This is a genomic window from Coleofasciculus sp. B1-GNL1-01 (assembly GCF_040220235.1).
In the GTDB taxonomy this organism is placed as follows: Bacteria; Cyanobacteriota; Cyanobacteriia; order Cyanobacteriales; family Coleofasciculaceae; genus Coleofasciculus.
On sequence record NZ_JAVJTO010000088.1, the window covers coordinates 57902 to 79352 of the forward strand.

At 46.0% G+C, this 21451-nt stretch carries 15 protein-coding genes; 6 read left to right on the forward strand and 9 right to left on the reverse strand.

Annotated elements, in window-relative coordinates; all coding sequences use genetic code 11:
- Nucleotides 1-98: 98 nt before the first annotated feature.
- Entirely contained in the window at nt 99-3854 is a 3756-nt protein-coding gene (locus tag RID53_RS21655) for a CHAT domain-containing protein (protein WP_446390061.1), read from the reverse strand.
- A 435-nt stretch (nt 3855-4289) separates the two neighbouring features.
- On the opposite strand from RID53_RS21655, the gene sbcC reads away from it, so the two are divergent.
- The gene (gene sbcC / locus RID53_RS21660; RefSeq protein WP_446390062.1) at nt 4290-7310 is read left to right on the forward strand and encodes an exonuclease subunit SbcC; all 3021 of its coding nucleotides are present in this window, start codon (nt 4290-4292) and stop codon (nt 7308-7310) included.
- 194 nt (nt 7311-7504) lie between these two features.
- Here the strand turns inward: sbcC and RID53_RS21665 are convergent, their stop codons facing one another.
- Nucleotides 7505-7831, reverse strand: coding sequence for a DUF433 domain-containing protein (locus tag RID53_RS21665; RefSeq protein ID WP_446390063.1), 327 nt, complete (start codon nt 7829-7831; stop codon nt 7505-7507).
- A 311-nt stretch (nt 7832-8142) separates the two neighbouring features.
- Between RID53_RS21665 and RID53_RS21670 the strand changes: the two genes are divergently transcribed.
- Both RID53_RS21670 and RID53_RS21675 read left to right on the forward strand, forming a co-directional pair.
- Nucleotides 8143-8544: a hypothetical protein gene (locus RID53_RS21670; RefSeq protein WP_446390064.1), complete on the forward strand. Its 402-nt coding sequence runs from the start codon at nt 8143-8145 to the stop codon at nt 8542-8544.
- A gap of 6 nt (nt 8545-8550) precedes the next feature.
- Nucleotides 8551-8976 (forward strand): HNH endonuclease, encoded by a 426-nt coding sequence (locus RID53_RS21675; RefSeq protein ID WP_446390065.1) that lies wholly within the window; start codon nt 8551-8553, stop codon nt 8974-8976.
- A gap of 246 nt (nt 8977-9222) precedes the next feature.
- Here RID53_RS21675 and RID53_RS21680 read toward each other — a convergent pair whose 3' ends face one another.
- The 3 genes from RID53_RS21680 to RID53_RS21690 all read right to left on the reverse strand — a co-directional run bounded on the left by RID53_RS21680 (nt 9223) and on the right by RID53_RS21690 (nt 11528).
- On the reverse strand, nt 9223-9846 hold the full coding sequence (locus RID53_RS21680) for a DUF5678 domain-containing protein (RefSeq protein WP_446390066.1): 624 nt from the start codon (nt 9844-9846) through the stop codon (nt 9223-9225).
- A 173-nt stretch (nt 9847-10019) separates the two neighbouring features.
- Nucleotides 10020-10793, reverse strand: a complete 774-nt coding sequence (locus tag RID53_RS21685; RefSeq protein ID WP_446390067.1) for a pentapeptide repeat-containing protein — start codon at nt 10791-10793, stop codon at nt 10020-10022.
- A gap of 144 nt (nt 10794-10937) precedes the next feature.
- Nucleotides 10938-11528 carry an HD domain-containing protein gene (locus tag RID53_RS21690; protein ID WP_446390068.1) on the reverse strand — a complete coding sequence of 197 codons (591 nt, stop codon included), beginning with the start codon at nt 11526-11528 and terminating at the stop codon, nt 10938-10940.
- A gap of 41 nt (nt 11529-11569) precedes the next feature.
- On the opposite strand from RID53_RS21690, the gene RID53_RS21695 reads away from it, so the two are divergent.
- Complete coding sequence (locus tag RID53_RS21695; protein ID WP_446390069.1) at nt 11570-12052, forward strand: dual specificity protein phosphatase family protein; 483 nt, start codon at nt 11570-11572, stop codon at nt 12050-12052.
- Here RID53_RS21695 and RID53_RS21700 read toward each other — a convergent pair.
- The 3 genes from RID53_RS21700 to RID53_RS21710 form a co-directional block, all read right to left on the reverse strand.
- On the reverse strand, nt 12042-12806 hold the full coding sequence (locus RID53_RS21700; protein ID WP_446390070.1) for a class I SAM-dependent methyltransferase: 765 nt from the start codon (nt 12804-12806) through the stop codon (nt 12042-12044). The genes RID53_RS21695 and RID53_RS21700 overlap by 11 nt on opposite strands.
- A gap of 10 nt (nt 12807-12816) precedes the next feature.
- A complete protein-coding gene (locus RID53_RS21705; protein WP_446390071.1) occupies nt 12817-13587 on the reverse strand; it encodes a DUF3386 family protein in 771 nt (256 codons plus the stop codon).
- A 93-nt stretch (nt 13588-13680) separates the two neighbouring features.
- Nucleotides 13681-14460, reverse strand: a complete 780-nt coding sequence (locus RID53_RS21710; protein WP_446390072.1) for a Uma2 family endonuclease — start codon at nt 14458-14460, stop codon at nt 13681-13683.
- Between the two features lie 297 nt (nt 14461-14757).
- On the opposite strand from RID53_RS21710, the gene RID53_RS21715 reads away from it, so the two are divergent.
- On the forward strand, nt 14758-16590 hold the full coding sequence (locus RID53_RS21715) for an ABC transporter ATP-binding protein (protein ID WP_446390129.1): 1833 nt from the start codon (nt 14758-14760) through the stop codon (nt 16588-16590).
- Between the two features lie 94 nt (nt 16591-16684).
- On the opposite strand, the gene RID53_RS21720 is transcribed toward RID53_RS21715, so the two are convergent.
- A complete protein-coding gene (locus tag RID53_RS21720; protein ID WP_446390073.1) occupies nt 16685-19429 on the reverse strand; it encodes a VIT domain-containing protein in 2745 nt (914 codons plus the stop codon).
- A gap of 1353 nt (nt 19430-20782) precedes the next feature.
- On the opposite strand from RID53_RS21720, the gene RID53_RS21725 reads away from it, so the two are divergent.
- Nucleotides 20783-21169, forward strand: a complete 387-nt coding sequence (locus tag RID53_RS21725) for a DUF4351 domain-containing protein (protein WP_446390074.1) — start codon at nt 20783-20785, stop codon at nt 21167-21169.
- The last annotated feature ends 282 nt before the right edge of the window (nt 21170-21451 follow it).

Here is a 21451-nt window from a genome sequence, read left to right on the forward strand (position 1 = left end):
CCCCAGCTCCCCCAGCTTCCCCAGCTTCCCCAGCTTCCCCAGATTCCAGACGCGCCATGGCACGTCTCTACATTGCTTCCCCTATCTTCCCCAGTTATCTACTGAGGATTACCAATCAAGGTAAAGGGCGCCCAGTAGTACGGATGCGAGAAATTGAGATTTTTGGTCTTGGCGAGTTCTGCCATTTCTGGGGGTAAAGTTATGCTCTTATCTCCATAATTTAATTGACCGTTAGCAATACTAACTTCGCCGCGAATCATGGCAAGTTGCGCTCGGCGTAATGCCTCACTTTTAATCGGAACTTGGCTTAACTGACGATAAAATTCAGTGGTGACACCTAATGCCCCTTCATCACTGACGTACCATAGAGTAGCCAAGGTAGAATCAACACCTGCTTGTAAGGCTGAGCCAGCAAAACCTAATTCAGCCTCTTGATTACCGAGGGCAGTTCGGCAAGCACTGAGGACTAATAAATCGATAGCGGAATCAGATAAGCCCAATTCCTTGAGTTCATTCAACCGGAGTTTGCGATTCCACAGTTGAATGTAAGAATTCTCTGGATTACCTGGTTTGAATTCGGCGTGAGTGGCTAGATGGATGATACCAAATTCATTCTGGCTGATTTGTTCTTGCAGATTCTGGAAGGTGAACTTCTCATTGAGAAATGCTTTGCCTTTCCATAGGTATTCGGTAATTGTGGATAATTCTAGGGGGACATAAGGTAACTCTTGTAAATCGAGGAATTTCGACGCCCCCATCGCTAGAACTGGACGCGAACGAATGTCGGGATTGCGAGCTTGCATTAAGCTGAAGCTAGGAATCAAGTTGACACTATAGTTCTCGATTAAGAAGTTGTCTCCATCATGAAGGGCGGCGATGGGGAGCGATCGCAACCCGGAATCCATTGCAAACATTAACCCTTGGATTTGGCGTGCTTCTAAATCGTCCGCTAAGGGTTCGATTAACCATTGGTAGAGTTTTTGAGCTGAATCCAGATAGTTCGTCGATCCGAGGTTACGGCGATCGCTGAGTGTCCGCTGAAACTTCTGAGTCTCTGCTAAAACCTCAGCCCGAATCGCATTAGGAACTCGACGTTGAATGGCTTCACCATTAGCAGTAATCAGTACCAATTCTAGCTGTTGATTGTCTTCTGGTGAGCAATTGCTTGATGCTGAGGGGGTATAACCAAATCGGCGATCCACGGCTGGCGCAGACTCTGCTTGACAAGCATTAGCTTCTGAGTTCATGGGTTGAGGGACAAAGCTGACATAAATCACAGCGGTTTTCAAGCCAGTGACTTGTTCAATGTCGCGAGTCTGTTCGCTGATCTGTTGTAGATTTAGCTGTCTGGTGACAAATTGTTGTTGGAGATAGGTTTGGAATTCTTGGGTAAAAGCAGCTTCAAGTTGATCCACGCGATCGCTAACATTATCCGTTTCTGACGATGTTGATGATTCTTCCTGGTTTGAAGCCTGCTGTTGGGATGTCTCACTGGGGGTTCCATTACCGTTATTTGCGGCTGTGGTGTCTTGTCCAGAGGATTCAGGGGTATTGGAATTACCGTTGGCGATACCGGAATTATCGCCACTGTCGGTGGGGTTCGAGCCACCGTTATTCACCGTATCGCTATTGTCAGGAGTATCCGGATTAGGATTACGGCTATAGGTTTCGCCGCCATCATCATTAGAGGTATCGGTGTTGGCGTTCTCTGTCTCCGTCGGATCTGTATTGTCGGTGTTGTTATCTACCGTCTCTGTATCACTATTGTCTTCAGGGATCTCACTATTTTCAGTGGTATCGGAGTTACGGCTATAGGTTTCGCCGCCATCACCATCATCATTAGAGGTATCGGTGTTGGCGTTCTCTGTAGAAGGCGTATCGCTAGCTTGAGTCGGAGTCCGGCTGTAGGTTGTCGGAGGGGAGTTATTATTCCCGCTATTAGAATTATTGCTCTCGGCGTTACTTTCCGCTACATCCCCCTCTTCGCAGCTAGGGTCATCTGCGGAGCAGTTTTCTTCATCTTCGTCATCATTATTAGTGTTGGTACTAGGAAGCCGACTATAAGTTCGGCTATAGGTTTGGCTGCTGTTTTCCGTATCTGAATTGGCAGCTTGAGTATCGCTGCTATTGTCCGAGGTATTTGTATCAGAATTAGCCGTCGTGTCAGTACCACCTTGACCTTGACCCTCGTCTAAGTTATCTTGACCGCCGCCAACAACGTCCTGTTCACCCTCGTCTAAGTTATCTTGACCGCCGCCAACAACGTCCTGTTCACCCTCGTCTAAAACATCACCTTGGTCATCTTCTAAACCATTACCTTGGTCATCTTCTAAGTCATCTTCTTGACCTTCACCTACCAAATCGCTGACAACATCACCGAAGTCATCACCTAAACCATCTCCGTTGTCACCGCCAGAATTGTCTGTTTGTTCACCGCCAGAATTGTCCGTTTGGTCACCGCCAGAACTGTTGCTGAAAGGAGGAAAACTAACGCTATTTAAAGGATTAGATATAGAAGTATTATTCAGCTCAGTTACTACATCCCTGGATGGATCTATAACTTCACCCGGCTTTTGTTGGAAACTTTGGGCAAACCAGTTAAGTTGACCATCCTCACCATTGCCGTTGTTTCTTAACCTTATCGCTCCATCAATGTAAATGTCGCCCTGTGGTGCTTCTAATGTAAACGTGCTAGCATTTCCTCGACCGCTATTGTTACCAAAAATATTTTTGGTAGTTATATCACCGTCTCGGGAAGATATCTGTACAGAAACGCTATCATCGTCTGGTCCACCTCGGTCTTCTGTTCTGATATCACCCGTTTCAATATTGCCTATAGCGAGTAAGGATATATCGCCTGCTAAATTGTTACCCTGGGCACTGGTATCTAGTTCTCCTGTGGTAATACGATTGCCGCTGATACCAATTCCATCTTGCCCCCTGATCTTTCCAGTTGCGACAACATCGCCATTATTTACAGTAATTCCTGAGCCTGATAAGATTACCTGCTCACCATCCGCGTCCGCGATCGCTTGAGTGGCATGATCAATCCCTCCTCCTGTCAGCAGTTGAGGCAAAGAAGCTACATTACCATCCCAACTGCCTGGATTACCACTTACTGAGTCTACAGGTTCAAACTCTAAATTTAGCACCATTCCCGGTTGGCTGAGGCGCACTACCGTATTACCGGGTACTGTGGCGATAGTCACTTGACCATCTGGTGCTGAGAGCGTGCCTTCACTGACAACAGTGCCACCGATTAAGGCTAAGTTCCCACTATCAACTGTTAGGTTAGCAGAGCTAACGATTCCTCCGGGTTCAGACGTATTAAAGGCAAAAGAATTGTTAGGATTTCCTGTTAGCTGACTTGCATCAATCTGCCCTGTCGCATTAAACCACTGGTCATTGTCTAAACCAATTGACGTGGCGGTTGTGGCAGTAAAGGAACCTGGCACATCCAGACTTGCACCAGCTCCAAACACAATACCAGCCGGATTCATCAAAAAGAGATTGGCACTGCTTCCTTCCGCGACTTTGATGATTCCGTTGATTTCAGAGGGACTACCACCCGTAATCCGACTCAGAATGTTTTGAATATTTGTATTATTGACATTAAATTTAGCCGTTTGCTCTGCGCCAATACTAAACTGCTCAAAGCTGTGAATCAGATTATTGCCAGCTTCAACACCACCGTCAATGTTATAAGTTCCGTTCTGTTCGTTAAAAGTCGTTGTGCTACCCGCTGTATTATCTGGAGTAACCTCGGCTTGGGCAAGCTTAGCAAAGCCCAGAAGCCCTGTTAGACTATAAAGGGCTGCCAGTGATTGACTTATTCGGCGTATGGCTGGTTTCATCTGGCTCACTTGAAAAACAGTAAATGCTGAGTCTCCTAACTGCTGGTGTTGTCATGTTTCCTGGTGTAGTGGATAACCCAAACCGTTGCGGTAGGTAGCTAGTAGGAGTGTTTAGGCTGATCTGCTGATGATCTTGACTCTGGCTATTGTGTGTTGTATATATTTTACCCTATACTCATCACTTTCTTGTCGAAAATTTTTTTCTTTCCACAAGCTTAATGATTGAGTTGTGACTAACGCTACACTTTGAGCCAGGTAGGAAAACCTATACTTGATTGATATTATCGATCTATCCTAAACCTCCATTATATTAAATATTGTGAATTTGTCGAGAAAAAGGCTAGAATCCGCATCTCAGGGTCGATACACTATGGAACAGTGCGGATGTACTGACAACTTGATTAAATCCCTAGTCTCAATGGCATTCCAGCCTGCATGATTCCCCTGAAACTGACCCTGAAAAATTTCTTAAGCTACCGCGAAACGACCCTGGACTTTCGCGGACTGCATACGGCTTGTATCTGTGGCGCCAATGGTGCGGGCAAATCGTCTCTCCTAGAAGCGATTACCTGGGCGATTTGGGGACAATGCCGTGCCGCGTCGGAAGATGATTTAATCCATTCCGGGGCGAAAAATGTGCGGGTAGATTTCATCTTCCATAATAACCAACAAACCCATCGGGTGATTCGCAGCAAGCAACGGGGACAAAGCAGTTCCCTAGAATTTCAAATTGAAACCCCAGATGGATTTCGTTCTTTAACTGAAAAAGGATTACGGGCAACTCAACAGCTCATCCTGCATCATATTAAGCTGGATTACGATACCTTTATCAACTCCGCTTATTTGCGTCAGGGGCGGGCGGATGAATTTATGCTACGGCGTCCCTCGGAACGTAAACAAATCTTAGCCGATTTATTGAAACTGGATCAATATGAAACCTTAGCCGATCAAGCCAAGGATTTATCCCGCCAATTTAAAGGTCAAGCCGAACAACTGGACTCCAGTTTACAAGCGATTGGGCAGCAACTGGAAGAACGAGAGGCGATCGCACACCAACAAGACGCCACTCAAACCACCTTATCTCAACTGCGCCAAGACCAGGACACCGACCAAAGCCAACTGCACCACCTGCAATCTTTAAAACACCAACGCCACACCTGGGAACAACAACTCACCTTTGTCCGCCAGCAATACCAAAATCTTACCCAAGAGTGCGATCGCCTACACCAGGATATCACCACCACCGAAAGCCAAAAGCAGCAATTAGCCACGATTCTCGACCAACAGGATCAAATTAACACGGGTTATGCCGATTATCTCACTCTGCAACAGCGAGAAGAAAGTCTCAGCCAAAAATTCCACGCCGATCAAAACGCCCACCGCCAAAAACAGCAGCACCAGCAGCAACTCAACCAACAGATTCAGGAATTGAATCTACAAATTCGCCAAACCCAAGCCCAACTCGACGCCCTGCGCCCCCAAGAACAAGAAATTCAACAGATGCTTACCCGTTCTGGAGACGTAGCGGAAGCCGTGGAAAAACTCAAAGCCGCCCGTACCCGCCTCAACCACCTGGATCAACTTCAACTCGATGTCTCCCCTATCCTACAACGTCGCGCCGCCTTGCAAAGTGAACTGGATCGCAACCACGCCCGCCTCAGCGCCCGTTTAGATGAACTCAACGCCTCAGAAGATCAACTCTCGCACCAAATCGCCACTACCCCCCAACTGCGACAAACGGTTCTGCAAGTCGTCGCCGAAATCAGTACCTTAGAAAAAAAGAAAGTCTATCAACAGCGCGTCCAAGAAAAAGGACTCGAACGCCGCAGCTTCCAGGAACGACTGCAAGAAAGCCAGCGCCGTTATGAAAAGCAAATCGCCGAACTCACCCAGAAAATCCAAATGCTACAGGTTCAGGACGCCGTATGTCCCCTGTGCGATCGCCCCTTAGATGAAGCCCATTCTCAGCACGTTATCCAGAAAACTAGCACAGAACAACAGGAAATTCAAGATCAATTTTGGGTGGTGCGAGAACAGCTAGCGGTTTGTGAACGGGAACTGCAAGTCTTACGTCAAGAATACGCCCAACTCTCCCAAGAATTGGCACCGTTTGAACAATTACTCGAACAACGGGGACAACTCGAAGCCCGACTCGAAGCCACCGATGAAGTGTATGATCGCCTCTACGACATCTCCGAAGAAAAGAAACAACTGGAGCGATCGCTAAGTGAAGGAACCTACGCCCTAGATATCCAAACCCAACTCCAAACCCTGGATAGCCAACTGCAACAACTAAACTACAACGAACAAACCCACGCCCTCGCACGCGGAGAAGTCGATCGGTGGCGATGGGCGGAAATCCGCCAAGCCAAACTCGAAGACGCCCAGCGACGCTTAGAGAAAATTCAGGAACAAAAACCCCAACTGCAAGCCCAACTCGATCAGCTAAACCAATCCCTAGAGGAGTTACAAACCACCTCTCCCCTCAAACAGCAACTCGACGTGATCGAGTCACAAATTAGCGAAATTGGCTACAACTTAGACACCCACAACCAACTCCGCACCTCCCTGCGACACGCCCAATCTTGGCAACTGCGTCATCAAGAATTAACCAAAGCCCAAGAACATTATCCCCAACTCTGTCAACGATTAGACAGCCTGACTCAAACCCTCGCCCAACGACAAGGCGATCGCGAAACTCTCAATTCACAACTTGCCGAAATTGTCAAGCAATTGGAACAGTATCCCGACACCAGCCGCGACATCCAAAGCTTGGAACAGCGCATCCTTCAGCGACGCCGACAACTCGACGAACACCTATCCCAAATTGGGCGTTTACAACAGCGCTTAACTCAACTGGATACCCTGAAAACTCAATATCAAGAACAAGAGGAACAAGTTAAAACCCTAAAACGGCAATATCGAGTGCATCAGGAACTCGCCAAAGCCTTTGGCAAAAACGGGATTCAAACGCTGATGATTGAGAACATTTTACCGCAATTAGAGGCAGAAACCAATCAAATTTTATCCCGACTCACCGGAAATCAGTTACACGTCCAAATTGTCACCCAAAAAGCCGGAAAACGGGCATCCAAGCGAAAAAGTAAACTCATCGACACCCTGGATATTTTAATCGCCGACGCTAGCGGAACCCGCCCTTATGAAACCTATTCTGGCGGTGAAGCCTTCCGGATTAACTTTGCCATTCGCCTCGCCTTAGCCCGACTCTTAGCGCAGCGGGCGGGAACCTCCTTGCAAATGCTGATTGTCGATGAAGGCTTTGGTACGCAAGACGCCGAAGGGTGCGAACGATTGATTGCGGCAATTAACGCGATCGCATCCGACTTTGCCTGTATCTTAACCGTAACCCACATGCCCCAATTTAAGGAAGCCTTTCAGACACGAATTGAAGTGCAAAAAACCGAGCAAGGTTCACAGTTAAGTTTACTGATGTAACGCTTAAAATTATTGAGCTGGACGATTTACTCGAATCACTTTTCCCCTTAAGGAGTCTTCCAGATATAGCAAATCGCTAGGCGTGTATTTACAACTCCCGTACCTGAAGCTGAGTCCAGATGAGATGTTCGTACACACAAAGTGTAACTAGACCAGCGCGAAGCGCTATAAATGGCTTAAAGACGTGCCATTAATCAATCTTCTTCGTTCTGTCGAATAACGAGTTCAATCTCATCAGCATAGACTTCAGCATAAATCCATGCATTCACTAAATCAGCAGCCGATAACGTGGGATAATCTTGTAGAAGTTGAGCTTCACTAATCCCTAAACGGCGAGCATCGGCTAACACCCAAACCGGAATGCGAGTATTGGCAATGCAGGCTGTTCCCCCACAGACACCAGGGTTTTTTTCAATTCCCTTCCAATTGTTATTGAAACTTTGGGTGAGGAGGTGAATAGCTTGAGCTTTTTCAGTTGGCTTTAGAGCAAGCAACTGCGTTTCTAACTCTTTAATGTTCATTATTATAAATTATGAATTCTGGATAAAACAGAAAGTGATACATCAGTAAGTAAGCCTTACACCCCTACATTCGGGTAAACATAATCGGTTTGAGAAATGCTATATTATCATTGTCCAATAAAAACGGCAATAGGGAAGTGTAAGAATGTCCTAACCTGCATTGGTAAGGTGATAAAACCCTCATCGATCAAAAGTTTGTTAATGTAGCTGTTTTTCTTTCCAGAAAACGCCGACTTTATCTGATTTTGTCATCTAGCAAGGCAAACAAATAGCTATCCGTTAGAATTCGAGTGAGAGGAAACTTGAATCCTATGACCCAAACCATTACCCTGCAAATCCCAGAGCCACTCTACCAACGGCTTGTCCATACTGCCCACGCTACTAACCGCCCTCTAGAGGATGTCATGCTCCACGCACTGAAAGTGGGCAGTCCCCCTGATTGGAATAATGTACCCGATGAGTTTCAGGTTGACCTAGCTGCTTTGGACAGAATGGAAGATGAGGCATTATGGAAAATTGCTCAAAGTCGAAAGACTGTAGCCGATATGGAGCGGTACAATATCCTACTCGATCGCAATCAAGAGGGTACACTGACGGATGCCGAACGAACGGAACTAACAGCACTACGAACCGAGGCAGACTGCTTCATGCTGCGGAAAGCACAGGCAGCTGCACTACTGCGCTGGCGCGGACATCATGTACCTTTGCCCTAATTTCTTGTGTCTACCTATATCCCTGAAAGACTAAAAGCTCAAATTGAAGCGTGCGATCGCCACCGTTGCTGCTACTGTTTGACCAGTGAAACCAATAGCGGCATTCCCATGACCTACGATCATATCTTGCCCTGCTCAAAAGGCGGAGCGACAACCTTTGAAAATCTCTGCCTTGCTTGTCGTACCTGCAATGAATTTAAGTCTGACACCACAGAAGCCGAAGATCCGCTAACTGGAGAAACTGTGCCACTTTTCAACCCACGCACTCAGAAGTGGACTGACCACTTTACCTGGAGTCTGGACAGCACCAGAGTAGAAGGGTTAACTGCTACAGGTTGCGCCACCATTACGGCATTGCGAATGAACAACCCCATCATTGTGTCTGCGCGTTGGCGCTGGACAATCAGTGGTTGGCATCCTCCTGCTGATTGACACTTGAGCGATCGCTCCTTTAGCCATTACAGCAGTTTTCAAGTTATAGCACTACGCATTGAGGTTAGGACAATAAAATTGGGTGAAAAGGCAACAGGCAATAGGCAATAGGCAACAGAGAAATGTCCTAACGTATCCCCGTAGTGCTATACTAGACTACGAAAGCAATCATTTCGATTTAGCGTTAAAACCGCTTGGTATATTTCACAGGCTTGAGAACTGCTATATTAGCATTATCCATTACGATCACTCTTCACGCCAAGTAAACTGAATTTGCTCATCAGCCTGTCTAAACTCAATATTAAACCGATCAAAAACAACTTCCCGCCCCAAGAGCAATTGTTCTGCACCTGTAACGCTTTGTAACCAAGCGACAGGAGCGATAAAACTGTGTCCATCAATCGTCATTTCCACATTACGCAGAACATACTCAACCGTTCCCCCAATCGTCTCCGCTAATAACGTTGATTCAGCATCCGCTAAACTGTAGCCTAAATCTTGACCTACCTTTAAAGAAATTAAACTAATTTCCGCCCCAGAGTCCACTAACATTGTAGTAGAAACCTCCAAATCCTTATGCTTAAGCCTGACATGATAATTCGGCAACCAGTCATGGCGAGCCACTGTGCGAAAGCGAATTGGTAAAATCTGGATAGAAGCCGTGCTGCGTGGCACTAAATAAATAGCAAACGTCTCGCCTGATGCCGTAGCTATGTCCAAAACGTCTCGCAAACTTTCACTATGAGCAATGACACGATGGTCATTATAAGCCACATATTGATTCCGATATAAATCCAACAAAGTGTGCCGATTTTTATTCAGCCACTTCAACATTTGCTCACTTTCACGCTTAGATGGCATTTTAGTCATAGCTTATCAAAGGAAATCCTTTCAACTATCGAAAACGACACTATTCACCGTTGTTTCCGAACCCAATAAAATACCCTCCCAATCCGGCAAACCCCCTCTGCGTCCCTCTGCGTAAACCTCTGCGTACCTCTGCGTTAAAAAAACAAAATTATCATCCATAAAACCCTCATCAATCAAAACGGCGATAAAAACCGTAAAAGTAGTGAACCAATCCCCACAAGCGCATTCCCAAACGAAGGGCGAGAACGAACTTCCGGAGGATTTTGGGCAATTTCCACCATAGCGATCAGATTCTGTGAGGCTTGGAAACCCACCGGGTTTTCTTGAGTCGTAAACAGCTGACTCGCCACTTCAGCATCTCGGATTGCACCGCCGTGATTACTTAAGCGAAATTGGGCAATTCCCCGGGCTAAATAGGCGGGAGCAAAATCTGCTTTTAGATTCAGGGCTTGATTATAATGTTCAATAGCCGCTTGATAGTTTCCCCGTTCAGCTTCAATCACACCCCAAGCATAAAAATCTTCAGCGGTTCCGGCATACTCAGGAAGACCAATTGTTCCTTGAATATAAGCGCTACTGAGATCCGTACCAAACAGTTGTGCATTCACCAGATACGCATCTCTGAGATCCGTTCCCACTAAAATAGCGCCACTAAGATTCGCCCCCGTTAAGTTCGCACCATTGAGAGACGCGCCACTGAGATTTGCCCCAGTGAGATCCGCCCCCGTCAAATTTGCCCGACTCAGATTAGCGCGACTCAAATCTGCCCCACTCAAGTTTGCCCCGACTAATTCTGCCATGACTAAACCTGCATCGGCGAGATCGCATCCGGGACAGGTTTTGGTGGAGAGTACCTTTTGGATATTTTGCAGATTTTCCGCCAAGGCGCTGGTATTCAGAGTAATGGCGGTGAAAATAGCAGCCGTGGTTATAAGTATGGGTTTCATAGCACGATGACGGGGTGAATGGGGCTAAAGGTTCTACGCGATCGCAGTACTTGGGATTGGGGTATACCTTTGACTGAGTTAGGGCGGGTTTAGTTACATCCGGGTGACAACCTACGATACCGATAAAACCCGCCCCTACAGAAATCAACACTCAGAATTCTTGTCAGCTACACCTGCTAATAATTCTAATTCACTCACCACCCGATCCAATTCGTCAATGATTGGCGTAGATTCCTGGGTGCGAAAGGCTTCAATTAAGGAACGGTAATACCAAAGTGTACCGTCTTTACCCCCATGAAAGCGTTGCCATAAATTATCTCCTAAAATGCGATAATCTTTAAGAATTGACCAAGCATTATGCAGCTTATCAGCAGCAGACACTAAACGCACCGAAGCCGAGGCTGTGGGAATATGGGCAATATAAGCCGCTTTGCGCTGACGCCAAGGGGGTTTAGGTGTGGTGTCAGCGTCGGTACACCCATCGACAATCTCCGTGATAGTATCCCCAAAGCGGCGGCGAATTTCCTCACGGGTTGCTGCACCACCTTGGTCTTCAATGGCATCATGGAGAAGCGCCGCGATCGCTTCCTCTTCATTTGCCCCATATTCTAAGGCAATACTAGAAACGGCTAACAGGTGGGCGATGTAGGGAACGCCATTCCCTTTCCGGGTTTGGTTGGCGTGCAGTTCAGTAGCAAAGGTTAAGGCGTCGGTAAACCGTTGGGAGAGTTTCATGGAAAAATTAGGACAAAATCTAACTTAAAGTAGTAACAATTGTGACTGAATTTCTAGCAAACAATCTACCGAAGATATGGATTGCGTCTTATTCCGAAGCCAGCCAACTCTTAGCTTCCGAGACAGGAGACGCGATCGCGCATATCATCTCGATTGGCGAACCCGGTAGTACCCCTCCCGCCGGTTACACCCAAGTTCCTCACCGACTGCGGTTAGAGTTTGATGATATTGTGGCTTTAAATCATCATGAACCCGACTATGTTTTAGCTACATCTGAGCATATTCGTCAAGTCATTGACTTCGTACCGATAATTTCTCAGGAAGGCGGAGATGTTCTCATCCATTGCCAAGCTGGGATCAGCCGATCAGCCGCGATCGCTTTAACAATTTATGCCATCCTCTTGGGGGCGGGTCAAGAGGAGGAAGCCTTATCCCTAGTTCTAGAAAATAGACCTCAAGCCGTACCAAATATTTGGATTGCCCAATTAGCCGATGAAGCCTTAGGTCGTTTGTCTAAGAATTAGAGTGACAACCTTTCTGCAAAATAAAAATCATAGAAGGACTGGTTTCACTGTTGAATTCTGAATAGGAATAATCACCATACACAGCCACTATTTTGTAACCCGCTTTCTGCGCCATTTCCTCAAAGTCTTGCTTTTGGATCAGGCAAAACTGCATATTCAGGAGGCGCTTAGATTGCAAAAACCCATGGTGATCATAGATTTCGTAGAACTGAGTGCGATCAACAATGCAGTGATTCGATTGCTGTTTTTCCAGTCCCCAGAACAGGAGTTGTTGCTTTTCCAGACTGTACGTTCCCTCTAAACGCAGAGAACCATCGACCAATTTTAACCGGACATTAGGATTATGTAAAGTACAGATAAGTCGCCCACCTTCACGCAAATGGTTGTGAATTGATTGGAGTGTACTCTCTTGGTCTTTCTTTGACAACAGTTCCGAAAATGAATTGAACGGAATAATCGCTAAATCAAAACACTCTTGCAGATTCAACTCTCGCACATCAGCCCGCTGAATCCTAGCAGACAACCCCTTTTGTACCAGCTTCTTTTGCAGAACAGCTAGTATTTGCGCTGAAGCATCCACACAAACCAGGGAAACGCCAGCCTCTAATAAAGGAATCGAGACGCGACCCGTTCCCGCCATCAATTCGAGGATTTGACCTGATACGTTACAGGTTTCTCGAATAAAGAAGGAAATATCAATATCACTATGGACATAGATATCATACAACTCGGCGACTCGATCCCACTCAATCATTTTTTTCTAGTTACAACGGCTGAATATCATTAAACCGAATCCTTGTATCTGCCACAGGTTTTTCTTCCGGATTTTCCTCCTTTGCATATCGAATCGTCCGGTTCGTTAACAAATAGTAGTTGCCCACCTTTTCATGAAAATCTCGCACATCTTCTTTTTCCAGAACTTCATCGGTTTGGGCATCGCGAAACGTAGTTTTAAAGTGACTGACTAAATACCCCTCTGGCGTTTTAGTCGTACCTAGGGTGTCAACGGTTACGGCTACATCTCCAAAGCTACGATTTACTTGAGTGATTACATCTCCTTTAACCTTATAGTATGAATTATCACCCATCTCATTAATTTTTAACGCGCCATACTCGTCTTTCCCCTTTAACTCAAAGTCATTGTTTCCATGCAACTGTTCAAATGGTATCTGGCGACGGTGAATGATTTCCATCTTAACCGTATTGGCGACCAAATCACGTAAATCTTCCGGTTCAACATTAATGACATCCACACTTAAATCCGGTTGAACCCGAACGATTCCTTGGTCAATATCTCCCTGGTGCGTAATCGAAACCTCTGCGGAATAACCTGGAAAATTTTTATCCCAGGTATAGCGCTGATTGTATGCATTGCGAAACGCTTCGCTGGCTGATACTGTAGCGATTTGAGTTGGATGAGTTTTTGAGATAGACTGAGCATTTACACTTGCAGGTAGTCCAAAGACGCAGCTAATACTAGCGATAATTAAACTTAAACTCCAACAGATGATGCGATGCTGTAATTGCTGTGTCATGATTTTAATTGGCTATCGACATTGAGGATAAATCTCCATTTTACAAGGGGATGCCCATCAGCATGAGGTCACTGATTTTCTCCCCCATATCCCTTAATTATCTGGGTCTTCTCCTAACTCCCGCAATCGTGCGGCTAAACGTTCGGCGCGTTGGCGTTCAGTTTCGGCACGTTGACGTTCGGCTTCGGCGCGTTGGCGTTCAGATTCAGCCCGCTGACGTTCAGCTTCTTCGGGTAATAAAACTAAATTCCCTTCTGAGTCATAAAATCGTAACCACGGTGCTGTTTCTCGGCTTATTGTTCCTTGCCAAATTCCTAACCATAAGCCTAAGGTTTCGCACCATAACCATCCTGACTCATTCGGAACCAACGGTTGATAACGGAAATTTGCATCCAACCGCCATCCTTGTAAAGAGTCGGGATTAAACGGGTCAAAGACGAAATAATCGGGTGTTCTAAAGGTTCCTTCGTAAATATCCTTTTTTGCCCCAATATCCGCATTGGCTGTAGACGCCGACATCAGTTCAATAATCACATCCGGGTAACGCCCTTCTTCATCCCAGACTACCCAACCTTGGCGAGAACGGCTTCCATCCACATTCAATACCACAAAAAAATCCGGTCCTCGAAAGTCCCGATTGCGTGCCTGGGTGCGACTATAATAAATGAACATATTGCCACCCACAAAATAATCCTCGCGCTGTGCCAAGACTTGGTGGGTTAACTGAATCAATAGATTCATGGCAATGCGGTGGCGGTTACTTTCCAAGGGTTCTCCATCATCAAAAATTAAATCAGTGGGTGGCATTTGGGGTTCCCAATCCACCACGGGAGGTGTTGGGGAACTTTGAGTTTGAGTTGTCTCTGTTGACATAATCCAACTCCTCCATCTGTAAAATTCTGTCTTCTTATGGTATCGCGTTTCTGGTAATAGGTAAGTAATATCATGTCCGGTTGAATACCCATAATTACAGTGATGGGGAGTAGAGGCTTGGTTACCAGATCCCTACATTTTTATTAGGGGTGAGAAAGCCGGACATCATATAAGTAGTCGGACAAGAGAAAACGTTACACCTACTTAGAAACTTCTGCGGTGACAGGAAAGTCTTGGTAGAAACGATGAAAGCTGATAGCGTGAGACAGAGGAAAATTGGATTTGGGTGATTATACATTGAAAACCCGTTCTCATTACTGGCAACTGTTGCCTTATCTTCGCCCTCAAGGAGTTACCATTGGGCAAGCCTTAGCTTGTACTGTGGGATTTGTCGCCGTGTGGCCCCTCCTAGCTTGGCTAGCGGGGCGGATTGCGGCTTATGTGGGACAAGGAAATGTGGGCGCGATCGCACAAGTTGCCGGAATTGCTGCTTTAATTTTCTTGGGTCAGAAGCTGGCACAGTATGGGCAAGATACCCTCATGGCAAAGGCGGCTTTGTCGATTACACTGGATTTGCGGAAAAATGTCTACGCCCACCTGCAAACCCTGAGTCTGGACTACTTTGAAACCACCAGAACCGGGGACTTATCCTATCGACTCACTGAGGACATTGACCGCATTGGTGAGGTGGTGAACAAGTTCTTTCACCAGTTTCTCCCCAGTGTCTTACAGTTGATTGCGGTCTTCGCTTATGTGGTTTACCTGAATTGGCAACTTACCCTGGGTATTATACTCATTGCCCCACTGATGGGTCTATTAATTGGCTGGTTTGGCGAACGGATGCGCCAATTTTCCCGGCGGAGTCAAAATCGGGTGTCGGATTTATCGGCGTTGCTGATTGAAGTCTTTAGTGGGATTCGGTTAGTCCAAGCGTTTGCGGCTGAAGACTACACATTAGAGCGATTTAGTCAAGAGGCAGAACACAATCGGAAAGCTAAGTATGCGGCGGAACGGTTAAAGGCGATTCAGTTTCCGGTGGTGGGGTTTCTGGAGGCGATGTGTTTGTTATTAGTCTTTTTACTGGGGGGATGGCAAATTGCCCAAGGTAACTTAACGGGGAGTGAATTTGTCAGCTACGGGGCGGCGGTTGCCATGCTCATTGATCCAATCGCGATCGTTACCAGTAACTATAACGAATTTAAGCAAGGTGAGGCATCGGTTGATCGCATCTTTGAACTGTTTGCGATTGTGCCAACGGTGATCGAAAAAGAGGGGGCGATGACTCTACCCCCGGTTACGGGTAAAGTCGAATATCGTCAGATTAGCTTTGCCTACACTCAAGCCCAAGAGAACTTAGAAAGGGCGGGTTTTGAGGAAACGTTATCATCAATCGCCAAAGATCAAGACGCGCCATGGCAAGACGTGCCATGGCACGTCTCTACAGGTAAAACGCCTTGGGTGCTAAAAGACTTAAGTTTTCTGGTTCAGCCAGGAGATGCGATCGCACTGGTTGGCGCATCGGGTGCGGGTAAAACCACATTAGTTAATTTACTCCCCCGTTTCTATGATCCGCAAGCCGGAGAAATCCTCATCGATGGGATTAATATTCGAAACGTTACCCTAAAAAGCCTACGGCGACAGATAGGCATTGTTCCCCAGGAAACCACCCTATTTTCTGGCACAATTGCTCAAAATATTGCCTTTGGTCAAAAAGACTTTGACCTAGACGCTGTTCAAGACGCCGCCAAAATCGCCAATGCCCACCAATTTATTATCCAATTCTCCCAAGGGTATCACACCTGGGTGGGAGAACGGGGGATTAACCTATCTGGGGGACAACGACAACGACTTGCGATCGCGCGGGCGGTTCTTCTGAATCCCAGTATTCTTATCTTAGATGAAGCCACCTCCGCCTTGGATTCAGAATCAGAAGCCTTAGTTCAAGAAGCCTTAGACCGGATTATGAAAGAGCGCACCGTCTTTATCATCGCGCATCGCCTCACCACGGTGCGCCGCGCTGACCGAATTTTGGTGATGGAACAGGGACAGATTATCGAGTCAGGAACCCATGCCGAATTGTTAGAGCGAGGGGGACGTTATGCGCGATTCTATGCTCAACAGTTTACTTAGGGTCTGCTGATGGTGGGGTTAGAGAGCAGGGGAAGCTGGGGAAGCTGGGGGAGCAGGGGAAGCAGAGGGAGCTGGGGGAGAGGAGGGCAAATCTTTATGGCTGAATCCCTATTACTAGGCAAACGTTATCGACAGTTGCTTGAGGGGAATGCCAAGTCAGAAGCGATCGCCGAATTGCTTCTATTACCGTCTGATCCTTTACCGATGAGGCTTTCTCGTTAATCGTTAGCTGTTGTACAAGACGTTTGCTAATGTAGAACTCGAAGACGAGAAACCCGTTAACATTTGGGGATAACTGGATCGATTGTAGGCGTTGAGTCAAACGCGCGATCGCATCTTCGTTTAATCCAGATGCACTAACAATGTGTAGGCGATTCGGAGTAGACGGAGCTGTCGGAAGCGGAGCTTTTGCCGTCGATTTCATCTTTGGAGTTCTCGATGGCGCTGGCTCAGGGGTAGGACTCCATTCCTCATCGAGTTCCATCATATTGGGACTGATCAGGGTGATATCAAACTCATCCAGCGGTCCTGAAGGAATCTGCTCAAACTCATAGGTCGCTTCTACTTCTACATCTCCAAAAATTCCCTGATAACTAATCCCTTCCGGCATTTCCACGGGAACTTGTACAGAAACAGAATGATTATTGGGATTGACGCGCACTTCATCACTGACAGCAATAAAAGCAGTATATTGAGACAAGAGTTGATAAGTTAAAGCCGTATCCGTGATAGTCTCTACGCCAACCTTTGTCTCTCCCTTCACCATTTGATTCATCAAGTCTTTAATCCGGTTACGACCCCAAAGTTGGGCAATCGCAGGATTTCCCGTCTCCTCAAAGTTAAGCTCAAAACTCTGCTGATACTGCTGTCCTCCAGCAATCGTTCCTGTTACTTCTAGCCTTCCCGGTATAGCATCTTTTTTGCATCCAAATAGAACTAATGGCTGTTCAGCAAATAAATCGGGTGGAGTCGCCGGATAAATGATGGGAGGTTCACCCTCGCCTTGCCAGTACAATTGAATATTGGTCAGCACTGGATTATTAATTTGCCCGAAGAACTGTTCAGCGACTTCTTCAGTCGGCTCATCGTAGCGGACAATCCGGGAAATTCCCCGTCCAATTTCAGCAATTCGATTTAGGATAAAACGATTAACCGAACTTCCTGCACCAAAACTGTGCAAGCGATTTCCTAATTTTAAATGGCGTTGGACTTCTGCCAGAATTTGATTTTCGTTGCCAATATAGCCGTCGGTTAGCAGTACAATACTCCGTAATCGTCCCGGATCAACCTCTGGAAAATTTAGCACCGCCTGAATCCCCCGCATCAGTTGGGTTCCGCCACTGGCGTTTAACTGATTGATATACTTCATGGCGCTGTTGCGGTTTTTTTCTGTATTCGCCAAGGGAACGGGTGAAAGTTGGCGGGTGGTATCTGAGAAATCGATAATAGTGAACGTATCGTGGGGATTGAGTCCGTTGATAAAGCGGCGCATTAATTCTTGACATTTGGTTAAGGGTTCACCACTTTGAGAACCTGATGTGTCAATCAAAAACACTACATCTTTGGGAACCAACTGATCGGGGTTATACTCAATCGCTGGAATCAAATAAACCGCAAAATGTCCGCCACGAGTATCGGTTTGAGAGAGGACTGTGGTTTGCGTGCGATCGCCTGCGACTTGATAGCGTAAAATTAGGTCTTTATTGGGAATTGTGTCTCGTTGAGATAGCGTGACTCCCATCCGCTGTTCTTGACGCTCAATTTGAATCTGGTGTGAGGGAGAATGCACGTCTTTAATCTCAACCCCAGCCTCAATATCTACGGTTACATTAATATCATGTCCCGAACGAGTTCCGGGAGGTAGAATTGGCGCATTTAAGCGGGACGCATCTGGCACTAAATCGGTATCTTTATTCAGTGTCATTGGTGCAGGTGCTGAACCCCCACCTACCGTATTTTCATCAATCGTGGTTCCGGGAATATAACGAGGTCCCACGACCATGGGAAAGATAAACTCGTAACTTCCCCCAACAAATTTTAGACTATCGGTATAGCGAATTATCACATCAATTTGCTCACCGGGTTGGATGTTAGCTAGGGATTGAGTAAAAATGTTAGCCCGTTCCTGTTCTAGTAATCCGGCGGTGCGTCCTTGCTTTTTGGCTTGTTCGTAAATAGCTACCGCTTCTTGGCGTTTTTTGATGTTGCCTTTGATTGTGCGATCGCCGATGCGAATCTCCATATCATCGACAGCCGCTTCATCGGGTAAGGGGAAGATATAGGTAGCTTCTAGGGGAGTGGAAAAAGGATTCTCAAAGGTTTGTGTTACTTCTACCCGTGAGACATTTCCCGTCACCTTGGCTTGTACATCAGTATGCTTCAGGGGAAAGACTAGCGGGTTTCCTGTTTCAGATTGAACGTATAAACCACCAAATTGGGGAGGTTTGGGTAGAACGGTTGATTTAGTCTTCTTGGTCTTATATTTCATTTTCCATTGACCTGATTTTTTAAGTAGGTAGTATTTCGCACTGACATTGGGACCAAAAACAACCTCATCTTCATCTTCAAGATCATGGACTTGACATTTTTTGCTATTAACTAATAGTCCATTAGCACTTTGCTTACCTTGGACATTACCATCAACAACTTTATAAACACAACTGCCATCGTCTCTAATTTGTCGAATTAATGTGGCATGATGGCGAGATATAAACATTGAGTGGATGCGGATATCGCATTGTGGATCTCTACCTAGGGAATAGACTGATTCTTCCAAAGTATATTCTTTGCGCCCCTTGTCGTCTTCAATAATCAACAAATGGGTGGATGGATTTAGCATGATGGTTCTCCTTTTTTCAGTAAGCCCCGACACCCGCCAAGACCTCAAGTTCTTGGCTAAAAGCTTAAGTCCATTAAAATGGACTATAATTTTTATCTAGTCAACTCGATTCTGACTTGAGCTTGGGTGCCTTGGGTTTCAATTCAAGGCGGTTTAACACTTTTGTCTGTCTATCCTCAGCATAAGGGCGGTTTTGAGGGGAAACTGTTCAGTCTTTGACTCACCCTTTGACTCAGTAATTGACTCAGTAGAGGTTGTGGTATCCTGTGCCTCCCCCATGGGACTGATTAGGCGTTACACTTGCTGTTGAGCTTGTTCATCAATGGCTACAGCATCTGAGTATGAAGGACACGCTCCAGTCAGCCGTTTTGGACTGGAGTTTAGACCCAATCTGAAACTACATATAGCGCTACGCGCCAGGGAATAGGCAATAGGCAATAGGCAATAGTGAAGACAAAAGCTTACCTTACAAGGGATTGAGCGATTTGAATTTTTCTTCATTTGTCCTAACCTTATTGCGTAGTGCTATATAGGGGGTGAGTAACGCTTACCTTCCCAGTTTAATTTTAATTATTATTCTCATACACAGACGACCAGGAATTCAAATACATGGCTTAGTTTTCAGGGTATGTGGCGCAACGAAGGGAGGTAAGTTTTGAGTGAGAGATTGGGAGATTTGTAGATTGTGTAGGGGCGGGTTTCACTACTATCTTTTAGGTGTCACCAGAATGTGACTAAACCCGCCCCGACTCAGGTTTATAGACTTCCCGTGAAAAGTTAGAAATACATGAAGGCGTTAATTCTCTATGCAAAGGATGAAAAGATGATTCAATTCTTGGGGAAAATATTTAGTTGTCTGTGTCAATCTGTGTCCCCCACTATTCAGGGTTCTGTCTGCGTCATCCCTTCTGTGTCCTCTGTGTCTTTGTCAATACTTAGTCATAATTCTTCTTGTAACTTTAACAAAATACATGCGTCCAAGGGGATATTGGGCGTGAGGCAAGAATCATGTATTATACAAAGTTTTTACGAAGATTCAAGGGGTTTATCTGTGCCTAGATTATTTTTGCCTACAAAAAACCCACCATAGATAGTATACCTGAAAACCGCACAGTCCCCTCACAATCGCTGTAACCCCTGAAATTTCGTAGCTTTTTCCCAAAAAGAGGTAAAAAACGAGCAATTATGACGTTTTGTTGAGACGAGACTTTGATTTAAAAATTTAAACTGTTCTGAGGGAAAGAATGGTTTAAATTATCAAAACTTGACAATTTGAGCCGAAATGACATCGAGTCAAGGGAAGCATAACAGTAGCGAAGCAGAAAGAAAAAGCCAAGGGGTATTTAGTGGATAGTGGTTATCAAAAGAAGTGCGATCGCCAATACGAATCTCCAGGCTTTGGGGTTTTATATCAAGTATGGCTTTGGAACGATCGTGGTCTATAAATTTCCGCAGTTGAGTCGGCAGGAGATTGCAGCAATGTTTGGATTGAGTGAGTTGAAGCAGACACGAGTCTATCAGGAAGCGTTGGAGGAAGGAAGGCAACGAGAGGGAGTAGCGCTGGTTCTCCGTTTGCTCAATCGTCGAGTTGGGGTAATAAGTCCAGAACTCCAAGCTCAAATTGAAGCGCTATCGCTGGAGCAAGTGGAGGCATTGGCAGAGGCGTTGTTGGATTTTTCTGGAGTGGAAGATTTGGTGAGTTGGTTGGATAGGCAGGGTGAGCATCCTTCAATGGTTTGATAAAATTCCGCCCGGAGTTTAAACTCCGGGCTAATAGCTTAAGTCCACTTCAGTGGACTGGAAATTTTACCGAGTTCTATGCAAGAGGAGTTTTGCTACTTGCTGAGTCATTGGAGTAATCTCCTGTACGTTTTTGCTTGTCTATCCTTAGCGTAAGAGGGGTTTTGGGGGGAAAGTGTTCAGTCTTTGACTCAGTAGAGGTTTTCGTATTGTACCCTTACCCGATGTGTCACAAGGCGGATTTGCTAGAATATAGGTTCTTGACTCTCATCTAACTCTAGA

Excerpts from the sequence above, each read along its gene's own strand:
- RID53_RS21655 (WP_446390061.1), bottom strand. The coding sequence starts at position 3,854 with ATGAAACCAGCCATACGCCGAATAAGTCAATCACTGGCAGCCCTTTAT.
- sbcC (WP_446390062.1), top strand. The coding sequence starts at position 4,290 with ATGATTCCCCTGAAACTGACCCTGAAAAATTTCTTAAGCTACCGCGAA.
- RID53_RS21665 (WP_446390063.1), bottom strand. The coding sequence starts at position 7,831 with ATGAACATTAAAGAGTTAGAAACGCAGTTGCTTGCTCTAAAGCCAACT.
- RID53_RS21670 (WP_446390064.1), top strand. The coding sequence starts at position 8,143 with ATGACCCAAACCATTACCCTGCAAATCCCAGAGCCACTCTACCAACGG.
- RID53_RS21680 (WP_446390066.1), bottom strand. The coding sequence starts at position 9,846 with ATGACTAAAATGCCATCTAAGCGTGAAAGTGAGCAAATGTTGAAGTGG.
- RID53_RS21685 (WP_446390067.1), bottom strand. The coding sequence starts at position 10,793 with ATGAAACCCATACTTATAACCACGGCTGCTATTTTCACCGCCATTACT.
- RID53_RS21690 (WP_446390068.1), bottom strand. The coding sequence starts at position 11,528 with ATGAAACTCTCCCAACGGTTTACCGACGCCTTAACCTTTGCTACTGAA.
- RID53_RS21700 (WP_446390070.1), bottom strand. The coding sequence starts at position 12,806 with ATGATTGAGTGGGATCGAGTCGCCGAGTTGTATGATATCTATGTCCAT.
- RID53_RS21705 (WP_446390071.1), bottom strand. The coding sequence starts at position 13,587 with ATGACACAGCAATTACAGCATCGCATCATCTGTTGGAGTTTAAGTTTA.
- RID53_RS21710 (WP_446390072.1), bottom strand. The coding sequence starts at position 14,460 with ATGTCAACAGAGACAACTCAAACTCAAAGTTCCCCAACACCTCCCGTG.
- RID53_RS21720 (WP_446390073.1), bottom strand. The coding sequence starts at position 19,429 with ATGCTAAATCCATCCACCCATTTGTTGATTATTGAAGACGACAAGGGG.